General features: G+C 66.0%; 16 protein-coding genes. 6 read left to right on the top strand and 10 right to left on the bottom strand.

The annotated features are described in order from the left end of the window. The first annotated feature begins 123 nt into the window (after positions 1 to 123). The 5 genes from glgB to EG885_RS16965 all read left to right on the top strand — a co-directional run bounded on the left by glgB (position 124) and on the right by EG885_RS16965 (position 9,839). A complete protein-coding gene (glgB, locus tag EG885_RS16985) occupies positions 124 to 2,397 on the top strand; it encodes a 1,4-alpha-glucan branching protein GlgB (RefSeq protein WP_242679717.1) in 2,274 nt (757 codons plus the stop codon). Between the two features lie 25 nt (positions 2,398 to 2,422). Beyond that, positions 2,423 to 3,682, top strand: coding sequence for a glucose-1-phosphate adenylyltransferase (gene glgC / locus EG885_RS16980; protein WP_131576857.1), 1,260 nt, complete (start codon positions 2,423 to 2,425; stop codon positions 3,680 to 3,682). Further along, complete coding sequence (glgA, locus tag EG885_RS16975; RefSeq protein WP_131576855.1) at positions 3,682 to 5,103, top strand: glycogen synthase GlgA; 1,422 nt, start codon at positions 3,682 to 3,684, stop codon at positions 5,101 to 5,103. The genes glgC and glgA overlap by 1 nt, the downstream gene beginning before the upstream one ends. A 78-nt stretch (positions 5,104 to 5,181) precedes the next feature. After that, positions 5,182 to 7,269: a glycogen debranching protein GlgX gene (gene glgX / locus EG885_RS16970; RefSeq protein WP_131576853.1), complete on the top strand. Its 2,088-nt coding sequence runs from the start codon at positions 5,182 to 5,184 to the stop codon at positions 7,267 to 7,269. Between the two features lie 137 nt (positions 7,270 to 7,406). Continuing rightward, a complete protein-coding gene (locus EG885_RS16965) occupies positions 7,407 to 9,839 on the top strand; it encodes a glycogen/starch/alpha-glucan phosphorylase (RefSeq protein WP_131576851.1) in 2,433 nt (810 codons plus the stop codon). A 39-nt stretch (positions 9,840 to 9,878) separates the two neighbouring features. Here the strand turns inward: EG885_RS16965 and EG885_RS16960 are convergent, their stop codons facing one another. Next, positions 9,879 to 11,234 carry an NCS1 family transporter gene (locus EG885_RS16960; protein ID WP_131576848.1) on the bottom strand — a complete coding sequence of 452 codons (1,356 nt, stop codon included), beginning with the start codon at positions 11,232 to 11,234 and terminating at the stop codon, positions 9,879 to 9,881. Between the two features lie 36 nt (positions 11,235 to 11,270). Then, positions 11,271 to 11,969, bottom strand: coding sequence for an aspartate/glutamate racemase family protein (locus tag EG885_RS16955; RefSeq protein ID WP_131576845.1), 699 nt, complete (start codon positions 11,967 to 11,969; stop codon positions 11,271 to 11,273). 140 nt (positions 11,970 to 12,109) lie between these two features. Between EG885_RS16955 and EG885_RS16950 the strand changes: the two genes are divergently transcribed. Then, complete coding sequence (locus EG885_RS16950; RefSeq protein ID WP_242679714.1) at positions 12,110 to 12,775, top strand: GntR family transcriptional regulator; 666 nt, start codon at positions 12,110 to 12,112, stop codon at positions 12,773 to 12,775. On the opposite strand, the gene EG885_RS16945 is transcribed toward EG885_RS16950, so the two are convergent. The 8 genes from EG885_RS16945 to EG885_RS16910 all read right to left on the bottom strand — a co-directional run bounded on the left by EG885_RS16945 (position 12,772) and on the right by EG885_RS16910 (position 21,174). Continuing rightward, positions 12,772 to 13,512, bottom strand: a complete 741-nt coding sequence (locus tag EG885_RS16945; RefSeq protein ID WP_131576838.1) for an ABC transporter permease — start codon at positions 13,510 to 13,512, stop codon at positions 12,772 to 12,774. The genes EG885_RS16950 and EG885_RS16945 overlap by 4 nt on opposite strands. Further along, positions 13,509 to 14,444, bottom strand: coding sequence for an ABC transporter ATP-binding protein (locus EG885_RS16940; RefSeq protein WP_131576831.1), 936 nt, complete (start codon positions 14,442 to 14,444; stop codon positions 13,509 to 13,511). Before EG885_RS16940 ends, EG885_RS16945 begins: the two co-directional genes overlap by 4 nt. Next, complete coding sequence (locus tag EG885_RS16935) at positions 14,441 to 15,607, bottom strand: ABC transporter permease (protein WP_131576829.1); 1,167 nt, start codon at positions 15,605 to 15,607, stop codon at positions 14,441 to 14,443. The genes EG885_RS16940 and EG885_RS16935 overlap by 4 nt, the downstream gene beginning before the upstream one ends. Continuing rightward, the gene (gene osmF / locus EG885_RS16930) at positions 15,607 to 16,512 is read right to left on the bottom strand and encodes a glycine betaine ABC transporter substrate-binding protein OsmF (protein ID WP_131576827.1); all 906 of its coding nucleotides are present in this window, start codon (positions 16,510 to 16,512) and stop codon (positions 15,607 to 15,609) included. The genes EG885_RS16935 and osmF overlap by 1 nt, the downstream gene beginning before the upstream one ends. Positions 16,513 to 16,667: 155 nt before the next feature. Beyond that, complete coding sequence (locus EG885_RS16925) at positions 16,668 to 17,255, bottom strand: DUF1190 domain-containing protein (RefSeq protein WP_131576825.1); 588 nt, start codon at positions 17,253 to 17,255, stop codon at positions 16,668 to 16,670. Positions 17,256 to 17,276: 21 nt separating this feature from the next. Then, positions 17,277 to 18,503 carry a glutathionylspermidine synthase family protein gene (locus tag EG885_RS16920; protein WP_131576823.1) on the bottom strand — a complete coding sequence of 409 codons (1,227 nt, stop codon included), beginning with the start codon at positions 18,501 to 18,503 and terminating at the stop codon, positions 17,277 to 17,279. A gap of 236 nt (positions 18,504 to 18,739) precedes the next feature. Then, complete coding sequence (locus EG885_RS16915) at positions 18,740 to 19,741, bottom strand: TerC family protein (RefSeq protein WP_131576821.1); 1,002 nt, start codon at positions 19,739 to 19,741, stop codon at positions 18,740 to 18,742. Positions 19,742 to 20,130: 389 nt separating this feature from the next. Beyond that, positions 20,131 to 21,174: a tartrate dehydrogenase gene (locus EG885_RS16910; protein ID WP_131576819.1), complete on the bottom strand. Its 1,044-nt coding sequence runs from the start codon at positions 21,172 to 21,174 to the stop codon at positions 20,131 to 20,133. Positions 21,175 to 21,473: the final 299 nt, after the last annotated feature.

Genomic DNA, 21,473 nt, shown 5'->3' with positions numbered 1-21,473 from the left:
CCGTCATCTCCTTGCATGATGCCTGTTCGCGGGCATCGTGCCCCAGTCCGGCGGCGCGAAAAAGGTGCGAAGCGCGTCAAGCAGCGGATTGCTGAAATCCTGCACGGCTCTAAGGTGGGGCGCATGGATAGTGAGACACAGCCGATGCAGATCAGTCCCGACCAGCAGCTGGCGCTGAGCCAGGGGCGCTGCGACACACCCTTTGCGCTGCTGGGGCCGCGGCCTTTGGCCGAGGGGCAATGGCTGACGGTCTATCACCCCGATCTGGCGCGGCTGTCGGTCATTGCCGATGGCGGGGCGGTCGAATTGCCGCGCGTGGCGGGCGACCTGTTCGCGGGGCCGATCCCCGAGGGGCCTTACCGGCTGCGGGCGCAGGCGGGCAGCGGGGCGGAATGGGAATTTTCCGATCCCTATGCCTTCGGGCCGGTTCTGGGCGAGATGGATCTGCATCTGCTGGCCGAGGGCACGCATCGCCATCTGTGGCGGGCGCTTGGTGCCCATGTGATGACCCATCAGGGCGTCCGGGGCACACATTTCGCGGTCTGGGCGCCGAATGCGCGGCGGGTGTCGGTCGTGGGCCAGTTCAACCGGTGGGACGGACGCCGCCATCCGATGCGCCGCGTGGGTCAGGGCGTGTGGGAGATTTTCATGCCTGGCGTGGTCGAGGGGGTTCAGTACAAGTACGAGATCCTCGATGCGCAGGGCGGCGTGCTGCAAAAGGCCGATCCGGTGGGTTTCGGCAGCCAGCATCCGCCGGAAAAGGCCAGTGTGGTGCGCGACATCACCGGCTTTGGCTGGAAGGACGCCGCATGGATGGCGTCGCGCGCCGGGGCGCAGGACCGCCGCGCCCCGATCAGCATCTATGAGGTGCATCCGGGCAGCTGGCGGCGGCGCATGGATGACGGTGGCAGGCCCCTGTCCTATCAGGAGATGGCGCGGGAACTGGTCGCCTATGTCAAGGATATGGGCTTTACGCATCTGGAGTTGATGCCGGTCAGCGAATTTCCCTTTGACGGATCATGGGGCTATCAGCCGGTGGGTCTTTACGCGCCGACCATCCGCTTTGGTCCGCCGCACGAGTTCCGCGATCTGGTCGATGCCGCGCACCGGGCCGGTCTGGGCGTGCTGCTGGACTGGGTGCCCGGGCATTTTCCGACCGATGCGCATGGGCTGGCACGCTTTGACGGCACCGCGCTTTATGAACATGAAGACCCGCGCGAGGGGTTCCATCAGGACTGGAACACGCTGATCTACAACTATGGCCGGGTCGAGGTGCAGAATTTTCTGATCGCCAATGCCGTTTACTGGTTGCAGGAATATCACATCGACGGCCTCAGGGTCGATGCGGTGGCCTCGATGCTGTATCGCGACTATTCGCGCAAGGCGGGGGAATGGGTGCCCAACAAGGATGGCGGGCGCGAGAATTACGAGGCCATCGCCTTTCTGAAGCAAATGAACGTGACCGCCTATGGCGAGGCGCCGGGCATCATGACCATGGCCGAGGAAAGCACCTCGTTCCCAAAGGTCTCGGCCCCCGTGGATGCCGGGGGGCTGGGTTTCGGGTTCAAGTGGAACATGGGCTGGATGAACGACACGCTGCGCTATATGAGCCGCGATCCGGTGCATCGGGGCTATCACCACGATCTGATCAGTTTCGGGCTGACCTATGCCTATTCGGAAAACTTCATCCTGCCGATCAGCCATGACGAGGTGGTGCATGGCAAGGGCAGCCTGCTGCACAAGATGCCGGGCGACGAATGGCAGCAATTTGCCAATCTGCGGGCCTATTACGGCTTCATGTGGGGGCATCCGGGCAAGAAGCTGTTGTTCATGGGCTGCGAATTCGCCCAGCCCGAGGAATGGAACCATAACGGCGAACTGAACTGGCTGGCCGCCAGTCAGCCCCTGCATCAGGGCGTGCAGGCGCTGGTCCGCGATCTGAACGGCCTGTATGTGGGCCTGCCCGCGCTGCATGCCCGCGACGCCGAACCCGAGGGGTTCCAGTGGATCGCGACCGATGCCGCGCAATCGACCTTTGCCTGGATCCGCCGTGGTGATGCGGGCGACGCGCCGGTCGTGGTGGTCTGCAACTTTACCCCCGTGCCGCGCCCGGATTTCCGCATCGGCGTTCCCCTGGCGGGTCACTGGCGCGAGGCCCTGAACACCGATGCCCTGGTCTATGGCGGCAGCGGCATGGGCAATCTGGGCGGCGTTCAGGCCGACGGCCCGGGGCAGGACGGGCAACCGGCATCGATGGCCGTGACATTGCCGCCCTTGTCGGTGGTGATCTTCGTGGCCGGTGCGGGTGCAGGTGAGGGGGCCGGTAGAGGGGATGCCAAAGATGGGGATCCCGACGGTGCCGAGGCCGTTGACCCGGACGATTTGGCCAAAGACTGACATATTCGATGGGGAGGAGCCCAGAATGGTGGAAACACAACGGCTGACACGCCGGGCCATGGCCTTTGTGCTGGCAGGGGGCCGGGGAAGTCGGCTGAGAGAATTGACCGACCGCCGGGTCAAACCGGCGGTGTTCTTTGGCGGCAAGACCCGGATCATCGATTTCGCTTTGTCGAATGCGATGAACTCCGGCATCCGCAAGATCGCGGTCGCCACGCAATACAAGGCCCACAGCCTGATCCGGCATTGCCAGCGCGGCTGGAACTTCTTTCGTGCCGAGCGGAACGAGTTTCTGGACATCCTGCCCGCCAGCCAGCGCGTGTCCGACGAACACTGGTATCGCGGCACCGCCGATGCGGTCACGCAGAACATCGACATCGTGGATGATTACGATGTCGATTACATCGTGATCCTGGCGGGCGACCACATCTACAAGATGGATTACGAGATCATGCTGCGCGAGCATGTCAAAAGCGGCGCCGATGTGACGGTGGGCTGTCTGACCGTCCCGCGGATGGAGGCCGTGGCCTTTGGCGTGATGGATGTGGACGACACGGGTCGCATCGTCTCGTTTCTGGAAAAGCCTGCCGATCCGCCTGCCATGCCCGGCGAACCCGACAAGGCGCTGGCCTCGATGGGGATCTATGTCTTCAGCTGGCCGTTCCTGCGCGACCTGTTGCTGCGCGATGCGGCGGACAGCAATTCCAGCCATGATTTCGGCACCGACCTGATCCCCGACATTGTCAAGAACGGCAAGGCCATGGCGCACCGGTTCGACACCTCTTGCGTGCGCAAGCCCGGCGCGCCTGCCTATTGGAAGGATGTGGGCACGGTCGACGCCTTCTGGCAGGCCAATATCGACCTGACCGATTTCACGCCCGAACTGGACCTGTGGGATCGGGAATGGCCGATCTGGACCTATTCCGAAAGTACCCCGCCCGCCAAGTTCATCCATGACGAGGCCGACCGCAGGGGCGTGGCGATTTCGTCGATGGTGTCGGGGGGCTGCATCATCTCGGGGACCGAGATCCGCAATTCGCTGCTGTTCACCGAGGTGCATACCAACAGCTATGCCATTCTGGATCATGCGGTGGTGCTGCCCCATGTGACCGTGCATCGCCATGCGCGGCTGAAAAACGTGGTCATCGACAGCCGCGTGGTGATCCCCGAAGGGCTGATCGTGGGCGAGGATCCGGTCGAGGATGCGCGCTGGTTCCGCGTCAGCGAAGGCGGGATCACGCTGATCACGCAGGACATGCTGGACCGGCGGGCGGCGGGGTTGTGATGCAGGTACTGTCGGTCGCCTCGGAATGCGCGCCCTTGATCAAGACCGGCGGTCTGGCCGACGTCACGGGTGCGCTGCCCGGGGCACTGGCCAAGGTGGGGGTGCGGATGCGCACCCTGCTGCCCGGCTATCCGGCGGTCATGGCGGCGCTGTCCGAACCCGAGGCCGTCCACCGCTTTGACGATCTGTTCGGCGGTCCCGCGATCCTGCTGCAGGCCCATGCCGCCGGTCTGGACCTGCTGGTGATCGACGCGCCGCATCTGTTCGGGCGTCCGGGCAGCCCCTATCAGGGGCCGGACGGGCGCGACTGGCCGGACAATCCCGAACGTTTTGCGGCCCTGTCCTGGGTCGGGGCCCATGTCGCGGCCCATGGCGCGGGTGGCTGGCGCCCACAGGTGCTGCATGGGCATGACTGGCAGGCGGGCTTTACGACCGAATATCTGCGCGCAATGGGTACGCAGGACGTGCGCAGCGTCCTGACCATCCACAACATCGCCTTTACCGGCGCCACCGATCCCGCCCGCATCCCCGCGCTGCATCTGGACCCGTGGCGCTTTCACCCCGAGGGGTACGAATTTTACGGCGCCGTCTCGGCGCTCAAGGCGGGGTTGGTGGGGGCGGATGCGTTGACCACCGTGTCGCCCAGCTATGCCGAAGAGCTGATGACCCCCGAATTCGGGATGGGGCTGGGCGGTCTGATGCGCCAGCGGCGCGACGCCCTGCACGGCATCCTGAACGGTATCGACGACGCCGCGTGGAACCCGGCCACCGATCCCGCGATCATCCCCTTTGCCACCCCCGCCGCCAAGGCCCCGGCCAAGGCCGCGCTGCAGGCCGAACTGGGCCTGCCCCCGGCCGAGGGGCCGCTTTGCGTCATCGTCTCGCGCATGACCCATCAAAAGGGGCTGGATCTGGTGCTGGAAACCCTGCCCACGCTCTTGGACATGGGCGGGCAGCTGGCGGTTCTGGGCTCGGGCGATCCGGGGCTGGAACAGGCGTTCCTGCAGGCCGCCGCCGATCCGATGGTGGCCGTGCGCATCGGCTATGACGAGGCGTTCTCGCACCGGCTGATCGCGGGGGGCGATGCGATTCTGGTGCCATCCAGGTTCGAGCCTTGCGGCCTGACGCAGATGTATGGGCTGCGCTATGGCACGGTGCCGGTGGTGGCGCTGACCGGAGGGCTGGCCGATACGGTCATCAACGCCTCGCCCGCCGGGCTGGCGCAGGGGGTGGCGACGGGCATCCAGTTTTCGCCGGTCACCGCAGGCGCGCTGCGCAACGCCCTGATCCGATTGGGGGTTTTGTACCGCGACACCGGGACATGGTCGCGGCTGCAGGCGAATGCGATGGCCCATCCGGTCGGATGGGACCGCTCGGCGCAGGCCTATGCCGATCTTTACGCATTCCTTACCGATCGCTGATAGGGTCGGCCCGACTGCCCCGGGCGCTGCCCCTGCCCGGGGCCCGATAGATGAGTGAACGCAGATGAACGGCCCCGAATGACCCAACGCTTTGCGATGACCGCCGGACAGCCGACCCCATTAGGCGCCAGCTTTGACGGGGCGGGGGTGAATTTTGCGGTCTTTTCGCACCATGCCGACCGGGTGGTGCTGTGCCTGTTCGACGACCGCAACCGAGAGGTGCGGATGGACCTGCCCGAACGCGATGGCCACGTCTGGCACGGCCATATCGCCGGGCTGCGACCGGGCCAGCGCTACGGGTTCCGGGTGCACGGCCCCTATAAACCGTCCGAGGGGCATCGCTTCAATCCCAACAAGCTACTGATCGACCCCTATGCCAAGCGGCTGACCGGCAGGCCCGCCGCCCATGACGCGCTGTTCGGCTATCGCGCCGGTCATGCCGAGGCTGATCTGTCCTTCGATCGCCGCGACAGCGCCCAGCACATGCCCAAATCCGTGGTCGTCGATCCCAGCTTTGCCTGGGGCGCCGACCGCCCCCTGCATCGCCCCCTGTCCGAAACCGTGATCTATGAGGCGCATGTGAAGGGCCTGACCGCCGGGCGCCCCGACATCGCCCATCGCGGCAGCTATCTGGCGATGGCCTCGGACCCGGTGCTGGATCACCTGACCGGGCTTGGCGTGACGGCGGTGGAACTGCTGCCGGTCCATGCCTTTGCCGATGACCGCTTCCTGACCGACAAGGGGCTGACAAATTACTGGGGCTATATGTCCTATGGGTTCTTCGCGCCCGAACCCCGGTATCTGCGCGACGGCGATATCTCCGAATTTCAGCAGATGGTCGCCCGGTTCCACACCGCCGGGATCGAGGTCATTCTGGACGTCGTCTACAATCACACGGCCGAGGGGAACCAGCTGGGCCCGACCCTGTCCTTTCGCGGCCTCGACAATGCCGCCTATTACCGGCTGGCCGATGATTCGCGCTATTACGTCAATGATGCGGGCACGGGCAATGTGCTGAATCTGGACAATCCCTTTGCGCTGCGGCTGGTGATGGACAGCCTGCGATACTGGGTGCAGGTGATGCATGTGGACGGGTTCCGGTTTGATCTGGCCTCGGTTCTGGGGCGCACGCGGGGCGTCTTCGACCGCGACGCGCCGCTGTTTCGCGCCATCCGGCAGGATCCGGTCCTGAACCGCGTCAAGCTGATCGCCGAGCCTTGGGACATCGGCGAAGGGGGTTACCAGCTGGGCGCCTATCCCGCGCCCTTCGCGGAATGGAACGACCGGTTCCGCGATCAGGTGCGTGGCTTCTGGCGCGGCGATCCGGGGCTGATCGGCAAGCTGGCCAAGCGGGTGGCCGGATCGGCGGCGCGGTTCGATCACGACGGGCGGCCCGCCACATCATCGGTCAATTTCGTCGCCGCCCATGACGGGTTCACGCTGATGGATACGGTCAGCTATGCCGACAAGCACAATCAGGCGAACGGAGAGGAGAACCGCGACGGCCACAACCACAACCTGTCCGACAATATGGGCGTCGAAGGCGCCAGCGACGATCCCGCCATCCGGGCGCGGCGCGACCGCCGTCGCCGCAACCTGATCGCCACCCTGCTGCTGAGCCAGGGCACGCCCATGCTGCTGGCGGGGGACGAACTGGGCAATTCGCAGGGTGGCAACAACAATGCCTATGCGCAGGACAACCCGATGGGCTGGGTCGATTGGGACGGCGCCGATCCGGCCTTTCTGGCTTTCGTGCGCCGGGCCATCGCCTTTCGCGCCAGCCAGCCGATCCTGCGGCAAAAGCGGTTCCTGCACAGCCAGCCGCGCGAACAGGACGGGCTGCCCGACCTGTTCTGGCGCCGTGCCGACGGCCAGCCGATGACGCCCGAGGATTGGAACGACCCCGACCGCCGCCTGCTGACCGCCGAGATGCGCATGGCCTCGGGAACGCCCGGCTATGCGGCGCTGCCGGGGGCGGTGTTTCTGGTCTTCAACAACGGTCCCGAGGCGCAGGTGGTCCTGCCCGAGGTCGCGCAGGGCCAGTGGCGCAGGCGACTGGACAGCGCCCGCGACGACAGCCCCGACGTGGCGGGCCAGTCGCCCGAGACGATCGCCGCCGAAAGCGTGGCGGCCTTCGTGCTGGTGCCGCCTGCCGCCCCCGGCTGAGACAGGCCAGCGCCCGCCGTGCGGGCAGTGATGCGCCCATCCCGGCAGAGCGTTGCCCGCCACGCCCCACCAACGGGGGGCGGCGTCAATCTGGGACTTTTCAGGGATGGCGAAAGCTGTCACCACGATCTTGATAAATGATTGTCCCCCTGCGGGTGCGACGAAACCCGGAAAGGCTGATTGTGACCCAAGTGCTGACGGCAGAGGATCTGCGCGACCAGATCCTGCATCACCTGACCCATACGCAGGGTCGCGGCCCGGAATTCGCCACCGTCTTCGACTGGCGGCTGGCGGTCAGTTATACCGTGCGCGACCTGATGGTCGGGCCTTGGGTCGGTGCCATCCGCGCCGCCCGCGATCAGGGTGCCAAGCGGGTCTATTACCTGTCGATGGAGTTTCTGATCGGCCGGATTCTGGGCGACGCGATCGTCAATCTGGGTCTGGATCAGCCGATGGCCGGGGCGCTTGGCCTGCTGGGTCTGGACCAGCAGGTCATTCTGGACGACGAGCCCGATGCCGCGCTTGGCAATGGCGGGCTGGGGCGGCTGGCGGCCTGTTTCATGGAATCGCTGTCCTCGCTGAACTGCCCGGCCTTCGGTTATGGCATCCGTTATGAACACGGATTGTTCCGCCAGCGCTTCGAAGGTGGCCAGCAGGTCGAAACACCCGAGGATTGGCTGAACCAGCCCCATCCCTGGGAATTCGTGCGCATCAATTACAGCTATACCGTCGGCTTCAAGGGCCATGTCGAGACGGTCGATGGCCGCGCCGTCTGGCGTCCGGGCGAAAGCGTGATCGCGCGGGCCTATGACACGCCGGTCATCGGGTGGGAGGGGACATGGGCCAACAGCCTGCGCCTGTGGGGTGCGCTGCCGACGACGCTGCTGGATCTGAAGCGTTTCAACGCCGGCGATCACACCGCCGCGGCAGAGCCCGAGGCACTGGCGCGGACCCTTTCGCGGGTGCTTTATCCCGACGACACCACCGATTCAGGCAAGGAATTGCGGCTCAAGCAGGAATATTTCCTGACCTCGGCGGCGCTGCAGGACATCATGGCGCGGTTCATGGCCGAACATGGCGATCTGGATCTGCTGCCCGACAAGGTGGCCATCCAGCTGAACGACACCCATCCCGCGATTGCCGGGCCGGAACTGATGCGCCTTCTGATGGACGATCACGGCCTGCCGTTCGAGCGTGCGCGCGATCTGGCGCGGGCGACGCTGAACTATACCAACCATACCCTGCTGCCCGAGGCGTTGGAACGTTGGTCCACCTGGCTGATGGGCCGGGTGCTGCCGCGCCACATGCAGATCATCCAGATGATCGACGACGATCACCGCAAGACCAGCGGTCGCCCCGCCCATATCGGCATCGTGCATGGCGATCAGGTCCATATGGGCGAGCTGGCCTTCATCATGGCGGGCCGGGTGAACGGCGTCTCGGCGCTGCATACGGAACTGGTCAAGGACACGGTCTTTGCCGATCTGCACCGGCTGCATCCCGACCGGATCGTGAACCAGACAAACGGCGTGACCCCGCGCCGCTGGCTGCGCATGGCGAACCCGGCGCTGACCGGGCTTCTGGACGACACGATCGGCACCGGCTGGACCCGCGATCTGGACCAACTGAACCGGTTGGAGCCTTTTGCCCATGATGCGGCCTTCCTGGACCAGCTGCGCGCCGCCAAGCGCGCGAACAAAGTGGCCCTGTCGGATGGTCTGCTGGCGGGGCTTGGGGTCAAGGCCGATCCCGATGCGATCTTTGATGTTCAGGTCAAGCGCATGCATGAATACAAGCGCCAGCTGCTGAACATCCTCGAGGCGATCGCCCTGTGGCACCGCATTCACGAGGCGCCGAACGGCAACTGGACGCCGCGCGTCAAGATCTTCGGCGGCAAGGCCGCGCCGGGATATTGGCTGGCCAAATCGGTGATCCATCTGATCAATGACGTGGCCACCGCGATCAACAATGACCCGGTCACGTCCGAGTTTCTGCAGATCGCCTATCCGCCGAACTACAACGTCTCGATGGCCGAGGATCTGATCCCCGCCGCAGATCTGTCCGAACAGATCAGCACGGCGGGGAAAGAGGCATCGGGCACCGGCAACATGAAATTCACCATGAACGGCGCGCTGACCATCGGCACGCTGGACGGTGCCAATGTCGAGATCCGCGAACTGGTCGGCCCCGAGAATTTCTTCCTGTTCGGCCTGACCGCCGCCGAGGCTGCGGCGGAAAAGGCCCGCCCGGGCCATGCCCGCGCCGCCATCGAGGCCAGCGAGAATATGAAGATCGCCCTGCAACTGATCGCCGAGGGGCGGTTCGGGCGTGCGGAAAGCTGGTATTCGCTGCTGGACCGGACGTGGAACGACGATCCGTTCCTAGTCGCGTCCGATTTCGACAGCTATTTCGCGGCGCAGCGGGCGGTGGACCGGGCCTATGCCGATCCGGCCTCGTGGGACCGGATGGCCTGTCTGAACATCGCGCGGTCGGGGTTCTTTTCGTCCGATCGCACGATCCGGGGCTATATGCGCGACATCTGGCACGCCAAGCCTGTGACGCCCGCGTAAGCCTGACGGCCCCCGCACGGGCTGCGGGGGCCTTTGGCATCAGGCGCGAAAGCGTTGCGCGGCGGGCAGATACTGCATCAGCAGGTAATAGCTGAGGCCCGCCGGGATCAGGCTGGCATACCAGCTGATGGCGGAAAAGATCAGCGCCACGACCACCCCGATCACCGTCGCGATGACGGCGGCGGGGTTCCAGCCGCGATAGGGGCCGGTTGCGTCGTAGTGATGCGTCAGGTTCAGGTTCTGCTTGCGGATCACATAGTAATCCACGACCAAAATCGCGAAGATCGGCCCCAGAAAGGCACTGTAGGTGCGGATGAACAGCCCCAGCCCGGCGGCAGATTCGTCGCGCACCAGCAGCCACGGAAAGGTCGCAAAGGCCAGCAGACCCACGATCACCGCCGCCGCCTTGTAGGGCAGCTTGAACACGTCCATCATCGCATAGGCGGGGGGCACGACATTGTTCAGAATGTTCGTCGTGACCTGTGCAAAGGCGATGAACAGCAGTGTCACCACCAGCAGGATCGGATTGTCCACGGCGCTGGAAAAGACCCGGATCGGATCGACCTCTCCGGTGGCCGATGACACCATCAGCCCGATCAGCCCCATGAACAGCGTCGCGGGCAGGATCGAGTTGGCATAGATCGCCACCTGCCGGACGCCGCCCACCTGATGCTGCAATTCGCGCGAATAATCCGACACGTTCAGCATCATCGTGGAGTAGACGCCCAGAAACAGCATCGTGGCCCCCCAGAAGGGCGCGCCCCATGTGCCGGGGGCCTGAATCAGATTGGTGCTGATCTGGTCGCCATAGCGGCTGATCACGCTGAAGAACATATAGATCAGCGCCCCGATGATGAAGACGGCGCCGATGTTCTCCAGCCATTTGATGCCGTGAAAACCCAGCACCGACAGGGCGATCTGCAGGAACTGAAAGCCGATGAAGAACACCCAGATGTTCGAATATCCGAACATGGTTTCCGACACGAGGTTCAGCGCCCCCGCTCCGATCCAGCTTTGGAACCCGTACCAGACGATGGCCGGGACCGACCGGACCAGCGCGGGCAGGCGGGTGCCCGAAAACCCATAGGCCGATCGCGCCTGTACCATGAAGGGGATGCCGTATTTATGACCGGCGCGCCCGTTGATCATCAGCGCAAAGCCGATCACCGTGCAGCCGATGGCGATGGCCAGCACGGTCTGCAACAGGTTCAGCGTGCCGACCAGCCCCGACCCCACGGTAAAGGTGCCGATGCTGACGCAGCCGCCCAGCCATGCGAACAGATAGGACCATGGGTCCATGATCCGCACCTGCTGGGGGGCCAGTGATTCCTGACCGATCTTTTTGTCGTCCGGTCCCGTTGCCAGCCCTTGGGCGGCCATTGTTCCTTGGGTCATTGTCGGGTTTCCCTGTTGAAGGATGTGGCGGTTTTCTTATTTTTGGTTCGGGCGCGCATAGGCCCCGATCTTGGAGGTCTTCAGCCCGGCGCCGACCAGCGCCTGAGCGAATGTCGTGGCGACGGTGACGCCGTCGATAACCGGGATGCCGGTTTCGTCGCTCAGCCATGCGGTCAGGTCGGACATGCCCGCGCAGCCCAGCACGACCGCTTCGCAGCGATCCTCGTCGATGGCGCGCAGAATCTCGGCGCGGACCAGCTGGCGGGCGTTCGATCCTGGCTCTTCCAGCGCCAGCACGGGGATTGCGGCGGACCGCACGCGGCGGCACTGGTGATCCAGACCATAGCGGCGGACCAGCTCCTCGATCACCGGGACCGATCGGGGCAGGGTGGTCACGATCGTGAACGAGGTGGCGATCATGCTGGCGGCCTTGATCGCCGCCTCGCAGATGCCGATGACGGGGCCGGTCGCGATCTCTCGGCAGGCGCCGATGGCCGGGTCGTCGAAACAGGCGACGACGATGGCATCGGCGCCCTCGGCCTCGGCCTGCTGGACCTCGCGCAGCAGATGGGCGGCGGCCATCACCTCGTCGAAATGGCCCTCGATGCTGGCGGGGGCGCCATGGGCGGTGCGGGCCAGAACCTCGACCCCCGGGCCTGCCACCGCACGGGCCGATGCCAGGATCTTGTCGGTCATGGAGGCGGTCGAGTTGGGGTTGATGACGACCAGTTTCATTGCTGTCTCCGTTCCTTGAGTCGCATATTGTTACCACATATTGTTAACAATCAATAAACATATCTTTCTGCCTTATTTGCAGGCGAAAGATTATTGCGGTGGCCTTTCGAAGGTGCAAATCTGGAACGATGGACAAGCCCTTGGAAACCCTGATCGTCGACAGCATTCTGGACGCGATCGCCGATCAGCGGTTGCCGGCGGGCACCAAGCTGGGCGAACAGGCGATCTCGGATATTTTCGCCTGCAACCGGGTGCATGTGCGCCGGGCGCTGTCGATGCTGACCGGCTGGCAGGTGGTCGATCATCTGCCCAATCGCGGCGCCTATGTGGCGACGCCGACGCCGCAGGATGCCCGCGATGTGTTTCAGGCCCGCCGGGCGATCGAAACGACGATCTGCCGCAATGCGGTGCGGCTGGCCACGCCCGACGACATTGCCGATCTGCGCGCCCATCTGGCGTCCGAGGATGCGGCGCGCGGCCATGACGACCGTCCCACCGCGATCCGGCTGTCGCGGGGCTTTCACATCCTGCTGGCGCGGATCGGGCGCAATCCGGTTCTGGCGCGCTATCTGGACGAGCTGACGATGCGGTCGTCGCTGATCATCGGGCTTTATGCCTCGGGTCATGCGACGCTGTGCGCCGAGGATGAACATGCCCGCATCGCCACAGCCATCGAGGTGCGGGACGAGGCGCGGGCCCTGTCGCTGCTGGACCAGCATCTGCGCCATATCGAGGCGGGGATCCGCTTTGACGATATCCCCCCGCCGACCGGTGCGCTGTCGACGGCCTTGCGGGCGGCGCCCTAGCGCGCCTGGCCGATCCGGGCGGCGGCGCGGCGTTCCAGCGACTGGAACCCCTCGTGGATCAGGACGGCGATGATGCCCACGACCATGCCCCCCTGCAGCACGAAAGCGGTGTTCGAAGACAAAAGCCCGGCGATGATCACCTCGCCCAAAGTCCGCGCCGCGACGGTCGAGCCGATGGTCGCGGTACCAAGCGAGATCACCGCCGTCAGCCGCATGCCCCCAAGGATCACCGGCAGGGCCAGCGGCAGATCGACCTGCCACAGACGCTGGCGCGGGGTCAGGCCCATGCCGCGCGCCGCCTCGGCCACCTGCGGGGGCTGGCCGGTCAGCCCGGCCAGCGTGTTCTCAAAAACCGGCAGCAGGCCATAGAGGAACAGCGCCACCAGCGTCGGCCCGGCGCCAAAGCCCATCACCGGCACAGCCAAAGCCAGCACCGCGACCGGGGGAAAGGTCTGTCCCACGCTGGTGATCGTGCGGGCCAGCGGCAGGAATTCGCGCCCCGAGGGGCGGGTGACCAGTACCGCCAGCACCAGCGCCACCACGGTCGAGGCCAGCACCGCCATCCCCACCAGCGCCAGATGCGACAGGGTCAGCGACCAGATCGGGGTCTGGGCATAGATCGCGGGCGCGTTGTTGCGGGTAAAGGGCGCAAAGACCGCCGCAAAGCTGTCCGGGCTGATCAGAAAGCCCAGCAGCACCAGCGCTGCCGCTGCCAGCAGGATGCGCCCGAAACTCATTCCGCCGTCCGCGCCTGCGGTGCGGCGCTGGCGCGCAGCGCCTCCAACGTGATGATGCCGCCGCCCTCGACCGGCAGGGCGTCGCGCCCGCTCCACAGGCATTCGGCCAGCGCGTCGCGCAAGGTGGCCTCGCGCGCGATGGCGGGGCCGGTGGCATGTCCCTCGGTCGCCAGCGCAAAGGCCGGGGTCAGGGACAGCAGGTGGAAGGGCCGCTGATCCAGCCCGATCAGGTCGCGCACGAAGGGGGTGGCAGGGGCGGTCAGAATCTCGGTCGGGGGGGCATATTGGATCAGGCGGCCCTGATCCATCACGGCGATCCGGTCGCCCAGCATCACCGCCTCTTCCATGTCATGGGTCACGAGGATCAGCGTGGTGCCCAAGCGGCGCTGGATGTCGCGCAGATCGGCCTGCGCCTTGGCGCGGATCACCGGGTCCAGTGCGCCGAAGGGCTCGTCCATCAGCAACAGCTCGGGCCGGGCGGCAAGGGCGCGCGCCACGCCGACGCGCTGTTGCTGGCCGCCCGACAGATCATGCGGCATGCGGTCGCGAAAGGCTGCGGGTTCCATCTGGAACAGGCTCAGCAATTCATCGACCCGGTCGCGGATCTGATCCGGGGACCAGCCCAGCAGGCGCGGCACGGTGGCGATGTTTTGCGCGACGCTGCGATGGGGAAACAGCCCGTGCCCCTGAATGGCATAGCCGATGCGGCGGCGCAGCAGATGCGGGGCCAGCCCGCGCGTGTCCTGCCCGTCGATTAGCACCTGCCCGGATGTCGGTTCGACCAGCCGGTTGATCATGCGCAACAGCGTCGTCTTGCCCGACCCCGAGGTGCCGACCAGCGCCGCGATCTGGCCGCGTTCGACCGTCAGGCTGACATCGTCCACGGCGGGCTTGCCGTCATACAGGCGGGTCAGGTTGCGGATCTCGATCATGGGGTGTTCCGGGATTGGGGCCTGTCGCTGGACTGGACCAGCAGGTCAAGGGCGATGCCGGCGGTCAGGGCCAGCGCGATGGTGGGCAGGGCGCCCAGCAGAACCAGATCCATCGCGGTCTGGTTCAGGCCCTGAAAGACGAAGGTGCCGAACCCCCCGCCGCCGATCAGCCCGGCAATGACCGCCAGCCCGATATTCTGGACCAGCACGATGCGCACCGCCGCCAGCAGGACCGGCAGCGCCAGCGGGATCAGCACCTGAACCAGCAACTGCGTGCGGGTCAGGCCCAGCCCGATCGCGGCCTCTCGCGTGGCGGGGTTGACGCCGTTGAGGCCGGTCAGGGTGTTGGACACCACCGGCAGCAGGGAATAGAGAAACAGCGCCACCAGCGCCGGAAAGATGCCTATCCCCGCCACGCCCGCCTGCGCCGCGCCCGGCACATTCGCGGCGATCCAGCCAAAGACCGGGATCATCACCCCGAACAGCGCCAGCGAGGGGATGGTCTGCAAGATGTTCAGCACCGACAAAACCGGCCCCCGCCACGCCCGCGCCTGATACAGCGCGATCCCAAGCGGCAGCCCGACCAGCAATGCCAGCGCCAGCGATCCGAAGGCCAGCAGCAGATGCGCCCGCGCCTCGCGCAGGAACACGTCCTGCCGGGCTGTGTATTCGCGCATGACCGACACCCCGTCCAGCATGCCCGAGGCCAGAAGCCCTGCCACCCCGGCCAGCGCCAGCCCCAGCAGCAGCCAGCGCAGCCACAGTGCCGGTCGCAGCCGCGTCAGCGCATCGGCCAGCATCAGCGCGAAGGCCAGCGCCAGCAGCCAGAACCCCGCCGCAGGGGCGATGCGGGCCAGCGTATCGTCGGGTGGCGTCAGGTGGCGCGCTGCCGCACCAAGTGCCAGCAGCACCGCCGCCAACCCGCCCGCCGCCGCCAGCAATCGCCAAAGGGGCGGCCAGCGCAGGCAGCCCAGCAGCAGGACGCCGCCAAGCGCCAGCAGCAGCGGCAGGCCAAACGGAAGGGCCGAGGGCAGGGTCATCCCTTCACCCGGCAAAATGCGGTTCGGTTTGAACTGGACCAGCGGCAGGGCCAGCCCGGCCAGCCCGATCGCGGCGAACAGCAGCCCCGGCCGGTCAGGGCGCAGGGCCTGCCCGCCCGGCATCAGTCCAGAAAGCCTGCGGTGGTCATGTAATCCTCGGCCACGGTGGCGGCGGGCTCTCCGCCGATCTGGATGCGGCCGTTCAGTTCCTGGAGGGTTTCCAGATCCAGCGATTCAAAGATCGGGGCCAGAATGTCGCGGACCTGCGGATAGGCCTGCAGCACTTCGGCGCGGATGATCGGGGCGGGCTGATAGACGGGCTGAACGCCCCTGTCATCGGTCATGACCACCAGCCCGGCAGGCGCGATGCCGCCATCGGTGCCATAGACCATCGCCGCATTCACGCCCGAGGTCTGCTGCGCCGCAGCCGCGATGGTCGCCGCGGTGTCGCCGCCCGACAGCTGGACCAGCTGATCGGGGGTCAGCGCAAAGCCGTAGGTGTCCTGAAAGGCGGGCAAGGCAGCCTCGGACGTCACGAATTCGGTCGATGCTGCCAGCTTGACGGTGCCGCCCCCGGCGATCCATTCGCCCATCTGGGACATCGTCTCCAGCCCGCTTTCCGCCGCCACGTCCTGACGCAGGGCGATGGCCCAGGTGTTGTTCGCGGGCGAGGGCTTCAGCCAGACGATCTCGTTCTGCTCCATGTCCAGTTCGGACACGCGGTCAAAGCCCGCCTGCGGGTCTTTCCAGACCGTGCTGTCGGCCTCGTTGAAAAAGAACGCGCCGTTGGCCGTATATTCGGGATAGATGTCGATCTGACCCGAGGTGATCGCATCGCGCATGATCGGCGTGCCGCCCAGCTGCAGGCGGTCCTGCACCGGCAGATCGGCGTCGCGCAGCGCCAGCAGGATCATGTTGCCCAGAAGCCCGCCTTCGGTGTCGATCTTGGAGGACACGGTAATGTCCTGCGCGCCGGCGGCGCTGCCCAATCCGATCAGCAGCGCGGCAAGGGGGGTGATGGCTTTCATGGTCGTCTCTCCTGTCGCGCGGATGGCGTCGGTCCGGGGGCAATCGGGCCATCGGGGATGGCCGGGGTCAACAGGCGAAATGCCCATGCGACAAATTGGTTCCGGTCCCTGGCGACAGGGCGGTCAGGGGCGCTGTGGCACCCCGGGCTGCGCCCTCAGCCGCCGAAGCCGCTGCGCGCCCCGCCCGCGCTGCCAAAGCCCCCGCGCGAAGTGGCCGTCGCCCGCGACATCGGTGCCTGTCCTGCGGTGGCGGCGGGACGGGCGAAGGTCTGCGAGCCCATCTGCGCGCGGCCCGCATTGCTGCCGAAATTCGTCGTGCGGGTCGCGTTGGTGAACCCGCCCTGCGCATTGCGATACATCGGCTGCGCGGCGGCGGTGCCACCGCCCGCGCGTCCCATCATGGAGCCGATCAGATAGCCCGCCAGCAGCGGCATGAAGATCCCGCCGGAACCGCCATTGCTGACCTGCTGTTCCTCGGACCCGCAATTGCCTGCGCCGTGCTGTTCCTCGCAGACGGCAAGACTGTCATAGCGGGGGGCGGCCTCGACATGCAGGGCCTCGGCCTCGGCAAAGGCCTGATCGCATTGCGCGGCCGTGACCAGCCCGCCATCCGAGGCGGCGCTGCGGCAGCTGGCCAGATCGGGAAAGGCCTGCGCCTCGACCTGTTCCTCGCGGCAGCCCGCGACGGTGAATGCGGCGGCGCCGAGGATGGTCAGCGCGACGGTTCTGGAACGTTTCCTCATATCCCCTCCTTCAGCCCCGCTTCACGGTGCTATGACATGCGGTTTGAACCGCGACAGATCCTGAGTGATGCGGCCCCGGTCCTCGCGGATGCCGATGCCTGCGCAGTCTTGGCCCACGATCCACGCGCCGATCACTGGCCGGAAACCGTCGAATTCGGGCAGCGCGTGATAGGCCTGCACGATCCGGGGATGGGCGTCGTAATCGGTGTTGGACGACAGGTCGGTGACCTCGCCCGCCTCGACGATGCTGACGCCCGCGCCCTCGCGCGAGAAGATCGGCTTGACGACATGGGCTGCGCGCAGCTGATCGGCGACCTTGTCGAAGGCTGCCGCCACCCCGGGCGCGGGACGCCCGCCTGCGACCAGCGCATCGGCCACGTCATCGGCGAAGAAGGCGGGCAGCAGGTTCGGATGGTCGGGGAACATCTGCCACAGGACCGCCAGCAGCCCCTTGTTCGAGACGACCGATTTCCAGGCCGGTTCCAGAAACATGCAGCCCGAGCCCGCGATATGGCGCGCGAAATCATCGGCCAGCAGATCTTCCCACGGATAGAGCTTGAACAGCGTGCCGATCACCTTGTCATCGGCGTCCAGGAATTGCCCGTCCTTGCTGACGGCCAGCTTGTCCAGATCGCTGTAATGCGCGCCCATCCCCGCCTCGCGCGCGGCCCAGGCCATGGATTCGACGGTGGCGTAATCTTCGGCATTGCCGGCGGCGGCGGTGAAATGGATGTCGGTATCGGGCGGGAACAGGGTCTTGAAGCGTTCGACCAGCGCCTCGTGGATGCCGTTGAACTGGTCGGTGCCATCGGGCAGATGGCCCGCCGCCAGCTGGTCTTCCAGCCATTGCCACTGAAACGCCGCGCTTTCGTACAGCGAGGTCGGCGTGTCGGCATTGTATTCCAGAAGTTTGGCGGGGCCGTGACCGTCATAGGCCAGATCCATCCGGCCATAGATCTCGGGCTCGCCCCGCTGCCAGCTGTCGACGATCAGATCCATATGCGCTGCAGGAATGCCCATCCGGGCCATCAGCGCCGGGTCCGCGACGATGCGGTCGACGGCCTCGCGCGCCATGGCGTGCAGCTGGGTCGCGGGCGCCTCGATATCCTCTTCGATGCGGGCCAGCGGGAATTCATAGGCGCTGGTTTCGTCCCAATAGGGTTCGCCATGCATATGGGCGAAGGTAAAGCCTGCATCGGCGGCCTTGGCGGCCAGGTCGGGGCGTTCGGGAAGGGTGATCTTGCGCATGACTGGGGGTGTAACGGCTGCAGGGCCAAAGGGCCAGAGGTCAGGTCGTCGCGCGGGTGCCGGGCGCGGGTGGGGCGGAGGCGGGACAGAAAGGGGGGCCAGCCCCCCATCCCGTGCCGGGATGCCCCCCGGGATATTTTTGCCAAGATGAAAGGGGAGCGGCGATGATCGCATCCGGCATCTGGTCGAGGCGGTCGGGAACGCCGCCCCCCTGCGAACGGGGGGCGGCGCGGAGGTCAGTGGCGGGGTTCGCCGAATTCCAGCGGCTGAGGCTTCTGACCCTTGGTCTTGGCCAGCGACACGACCACACCCACGGTCAGGATGAAGAAGGTGATGCCAAGCGACCAGGCGGGCGGGAATTTTTCCCATCCCATCAGATCGGCAATGAAGATCTTGGAGCCGATGAAGATCAGCAGGATCGACAGTGCGTATTTCAGATAGGCAAAGCGGTGCAGGATCGCGGCCAGTGCGAAATACAACGCCCGCAGGCCCAGGATCGCGAAGATGTTCGAGGTATAGACCAGATAGGGATCGGTCGTGATGGTGAACACCGCCGGGACCGAATCGACGGCGAAGACCAGATCGGCGACCTCGATGACGATCAGCGCCAGCAGCAGGGGGGTGGCCCACCGGACCAGCTTGCCGGTCCTGGGGTCGGGGATCTTGACCGTAAAGGCATGGCCGTGCAGCTCGTCGGTGACGCGCATGCGGCGGCGCAGCCAGTTCAGCATCTTGTTGTCGGCCATGTCATGGGGTTCGTCGCTGGCGAACAGCATCTTGATGCCGGTGAAGATCAGGAAGGCCGCAAAGAAATACAGCACCCAGTGATAGTTCTCGACGATGGTGGCGCCCAGACCGATCATGATGCCACGCAGCACGATCACGCCCAGAATGCCCCAGAACAGCACCCGGTGCTGATATTCGCGCGGAATGGCGAAGAAGCTGAAGATCAGCGCGATGACGAAGATATTGTCCATCGCCAGCGTCTTTTCGACGATGAAGGCCGTCAGATATTGCGCCGTCGCCTCGCCGCCCATCTGCCAATAGATGAACCCTGAAAAGGCGATGCCCAAGGTGATGTACATTGCCGAAAGCCTGAGGCTTTCGGCAATGCCGATTTCATGGTCGTCCTTGTTCAGGATGCCCAGGTCGAAGACCAGCAGCGCCACGACAAGCGACATGAACAAAAGCCACATCCACAGCGGCTTGCCCAGAAAGTCGATAAGTAAAAGATCCACGATGCCCTCGCACGAGAATGCCATCATGCGCGGAGGGATGGGGGAAGACAGGGCCGCCATCACACCGAGCACGCTCGATGCGGTCCGACATCGCGGATGATCGATGATCATTCCGCCAGAGGGGCCCGGTCCGCTGAGCGGGAAGATGGCGATGTCCGGATCGCTTTGCAAGCCCCGCGCCAGCACATGCGCGGGGCGTTGCAGGGCCGCCACAGGCCCCGCCGGTGACGCCAAAAGGCGCAGGCGTGATCGGCGCCGATGCTGTGGCCCCCGATCCTGTGCCCCCGGTCCTGCGCCCTCCGGCCCGATGTCCCCCGCCCCGATGCCCCGATCTGCGCCTGACAGTGCGGACCCGCCCGGCGGGGACGGGGGATATCGGGCATCAGGGGTCAGGTCTTGATCTGGCCCAGCACGGCGGCGGTGATGGCGTCGGTCGTGTCGCGGCCCGGCTGCGTGCCGATGCCGGTGGCGGTGGTGGCCTCCAGCGCCGCCATGATGCGGGCGGAGGGCCCGGTCTGGCCCAGATGATCCAGCATCATCGCCGCCGACCAGATCGCCGCCATCGGATTGGCGATGCCCTTGTCGGCGATGTCGGGGGCCGAGCCGTGGACCGGTTCGAACATCGACGGACCCTTGCGCGTGGGATCGATATTGGCCGAGGCCGCGAAGCCAAGCCCCCCCTGAATGGCCGCGCCCAGATCGGTCAGGATGTCGCCGAAAAGGTTCGAGGCGACGACCACGTCCAGCGTCTCGGGGGCCATGACCATCCGCGCGCACATGGCATCGATGTGATAGCGGGTGACTTGAACGTCGGGATATTCGGCGGCCAGTTCGTCGGTGATCTCGTCCCAGAACACCATGCTGTGGCGCTGCGCATTGGATTTGGTGACTGAGGCCAGCTTGCCCCGCCGCGCCTGCGCCTGTTCGAAGCCGAACCGCAGGATGCGTTCGACCCCGGTGCGCGTAAAGACCGAGGTTTCGACCGCGACCTCGTCCGGGGTGCCGACATGGACCCGGCCGCCCGCGCCGGAATATTCGCCCTCGGTATTCTCTCGGATGCACAGGATGTCGAAATCGCGGGTTTTCAGCGGGCCTTCGACGCCGGGCAGCAGGCGATGCGGGCGGATATTGGCATATTGGACAAACGCCTTGCGGATCGGCAGCAGCAGCCCGTGCAGCGACACCGAATCGGGCACGCGGGCGGGCCAGCCGACGGCGCCCAGAAAGATCGCGTCAAAGCTGCGCAGCGTGTCGATGCCGTCTTCGGGCATCATCGCGCCGGTGGTGAGGTAATGATCGCAGGACCACGGAAAGGTGACGGTTTCGACCGCCGCGCCGCTGGCGGACACGATCTGCAGGGCGGCCTCGGTCACGGCGGGGCCGATGCCGTCACCGGGGATCAGGGCGATGCGCAGGGGGGTGTCAGAGGTCATGGTGGCCTTTCTCATGCGTTGGACGGCACGGGCATGGATTGCCCAGGGACAGGCCGCGCGGCCCGGTTTGCGACAATGCCGTGCGGCAGGTCGAAGGGGCAAGGGCGGCCAGCGCGAGGGGGCCGGGCCGTGCCCGCCGGTCCCCGCCGCCGTCGAGGAATGGCCCGCGACGGGCCGGGTGTAAAGATGCGCGGTCGGCAAATGGCGGTCGTGCGGTCGGGTGAAGGCGCTTGGCGAGGGCGCGGGACAGGGGGGCCGCGCCACTGCCAGCCGGGCGGGCCGGGGGCCCGCCCGGCTGG

This window comes from Paracoccus nototheniae, from assembly GCF_004335005.1.
GTDB classification, from domain to species: domain Bacteria; phylum Pseudomonadota; class Alphaproteobacteria; order Rhodobacterales; family Rhodobacteraceae; genus Paracoccus; species Paracoccus nototheniae.
Note: the sequence above shows the minus strand (reverse complement) of the source record. Positions and strands in the feature narration are given on the sequence as shown.

Bases quoted from the DNA above. Each gene is read 5' to 3' on its own strand.
- glgC (WP_131576857.1), top strand. From the start codon at position 2,423: ATGGTGGAAACACAACGGCTGACACGCCGGGCCATGGCCTTTGTGCTG.
- EG885_RS16935 (WP_131576829.1), bottom strand. From the start codon at position 15,607: ATGCCGGGCGGGCAGGCCCTGCGCCCTGACCGGCCGGGGCTGCTGTTC.
- EG885_RS16940 (WP_131576831.1), bottom strand. From the start codon at position 14,444: ATGATCGAGATCCGCAACCTGACCCGCCTGTATGACGGCAAGCCCGCC.
- EG885_RS16925 (WP_131576825.1), bottom strand. From the start codon at position 17,255: ATGAGGAAACGTTCCAGAACCGTCGCGCTGACCATCCTCGGCGCCGCC.
- glgA (WP_131576855.1), top strand. From the start codon at position 3,682: ATGCAGGTACTGTCGGTCGCCTCGGAATGCGCGCCCTTGATCAAGACC.
- osmF (WP_131576827.1), bottom strand. From the start codon at position 16,512: ATGAAAGCCATCACCCCCCTTGCCGCGCTGCTGATCGGATTGGGCAGC.
- EG885_RS16955 (WP_131576845.1), bottom strand. From the start codon at position 11,969: ATGAAACTGGTCGTCATCAACCCCAACTCGACCGCCTCCATGACCGAC.
- EG885_RS16920 (WP_131576823.1), bottom strand. From the start codon at position 18,503: ATGCGCAAGATCACCCTTCCCGAACGCCCCGACCTGGCCGCCAAGGCC.
- EG885_RS16910 (WP_131576819.1), bottom strand. From the start codon at position 21,174: ATGACCTCTGACACCCCCCTGCGCATCGCCCTGATCCCCGGTGACGGC.
- glgX (WP_131576853.1), top strand. From the start codon at position 5,182: ATGACCCAACGCTTTGCGATGACCGCCGGACAGCCGACCCCATTAGGC.
- EG885_RS16960 (WP_131576848.1), bottom strand. From the start codon at position 11,234: ATGACCCAAGGAACAATGGCCGCCCAAGGGCTGGCAACGGGACCGGAC.
- glgB (WP_242679717.1), top strand. From the start codon at position 124: ATGGATAGTGAGACACAGCCGATGCAGATCAGTCCCGACCAGCAGCTG.
- EG885_RS16965 (WP_131576851.1), top strand. From the start codon at position 7,407: ATGATTGTCCCCCTGCGGGTGCGACGAAACCCGGAAAGGCTGATTGTG.
- EG885_RS16945 (WP_131576838.1), bottom strand. From the start codon at position 13,512: ATGAGTTTCGGGCGCATCCTGCTGGCAGCGGCAGCGCTGGTGCTGCTG.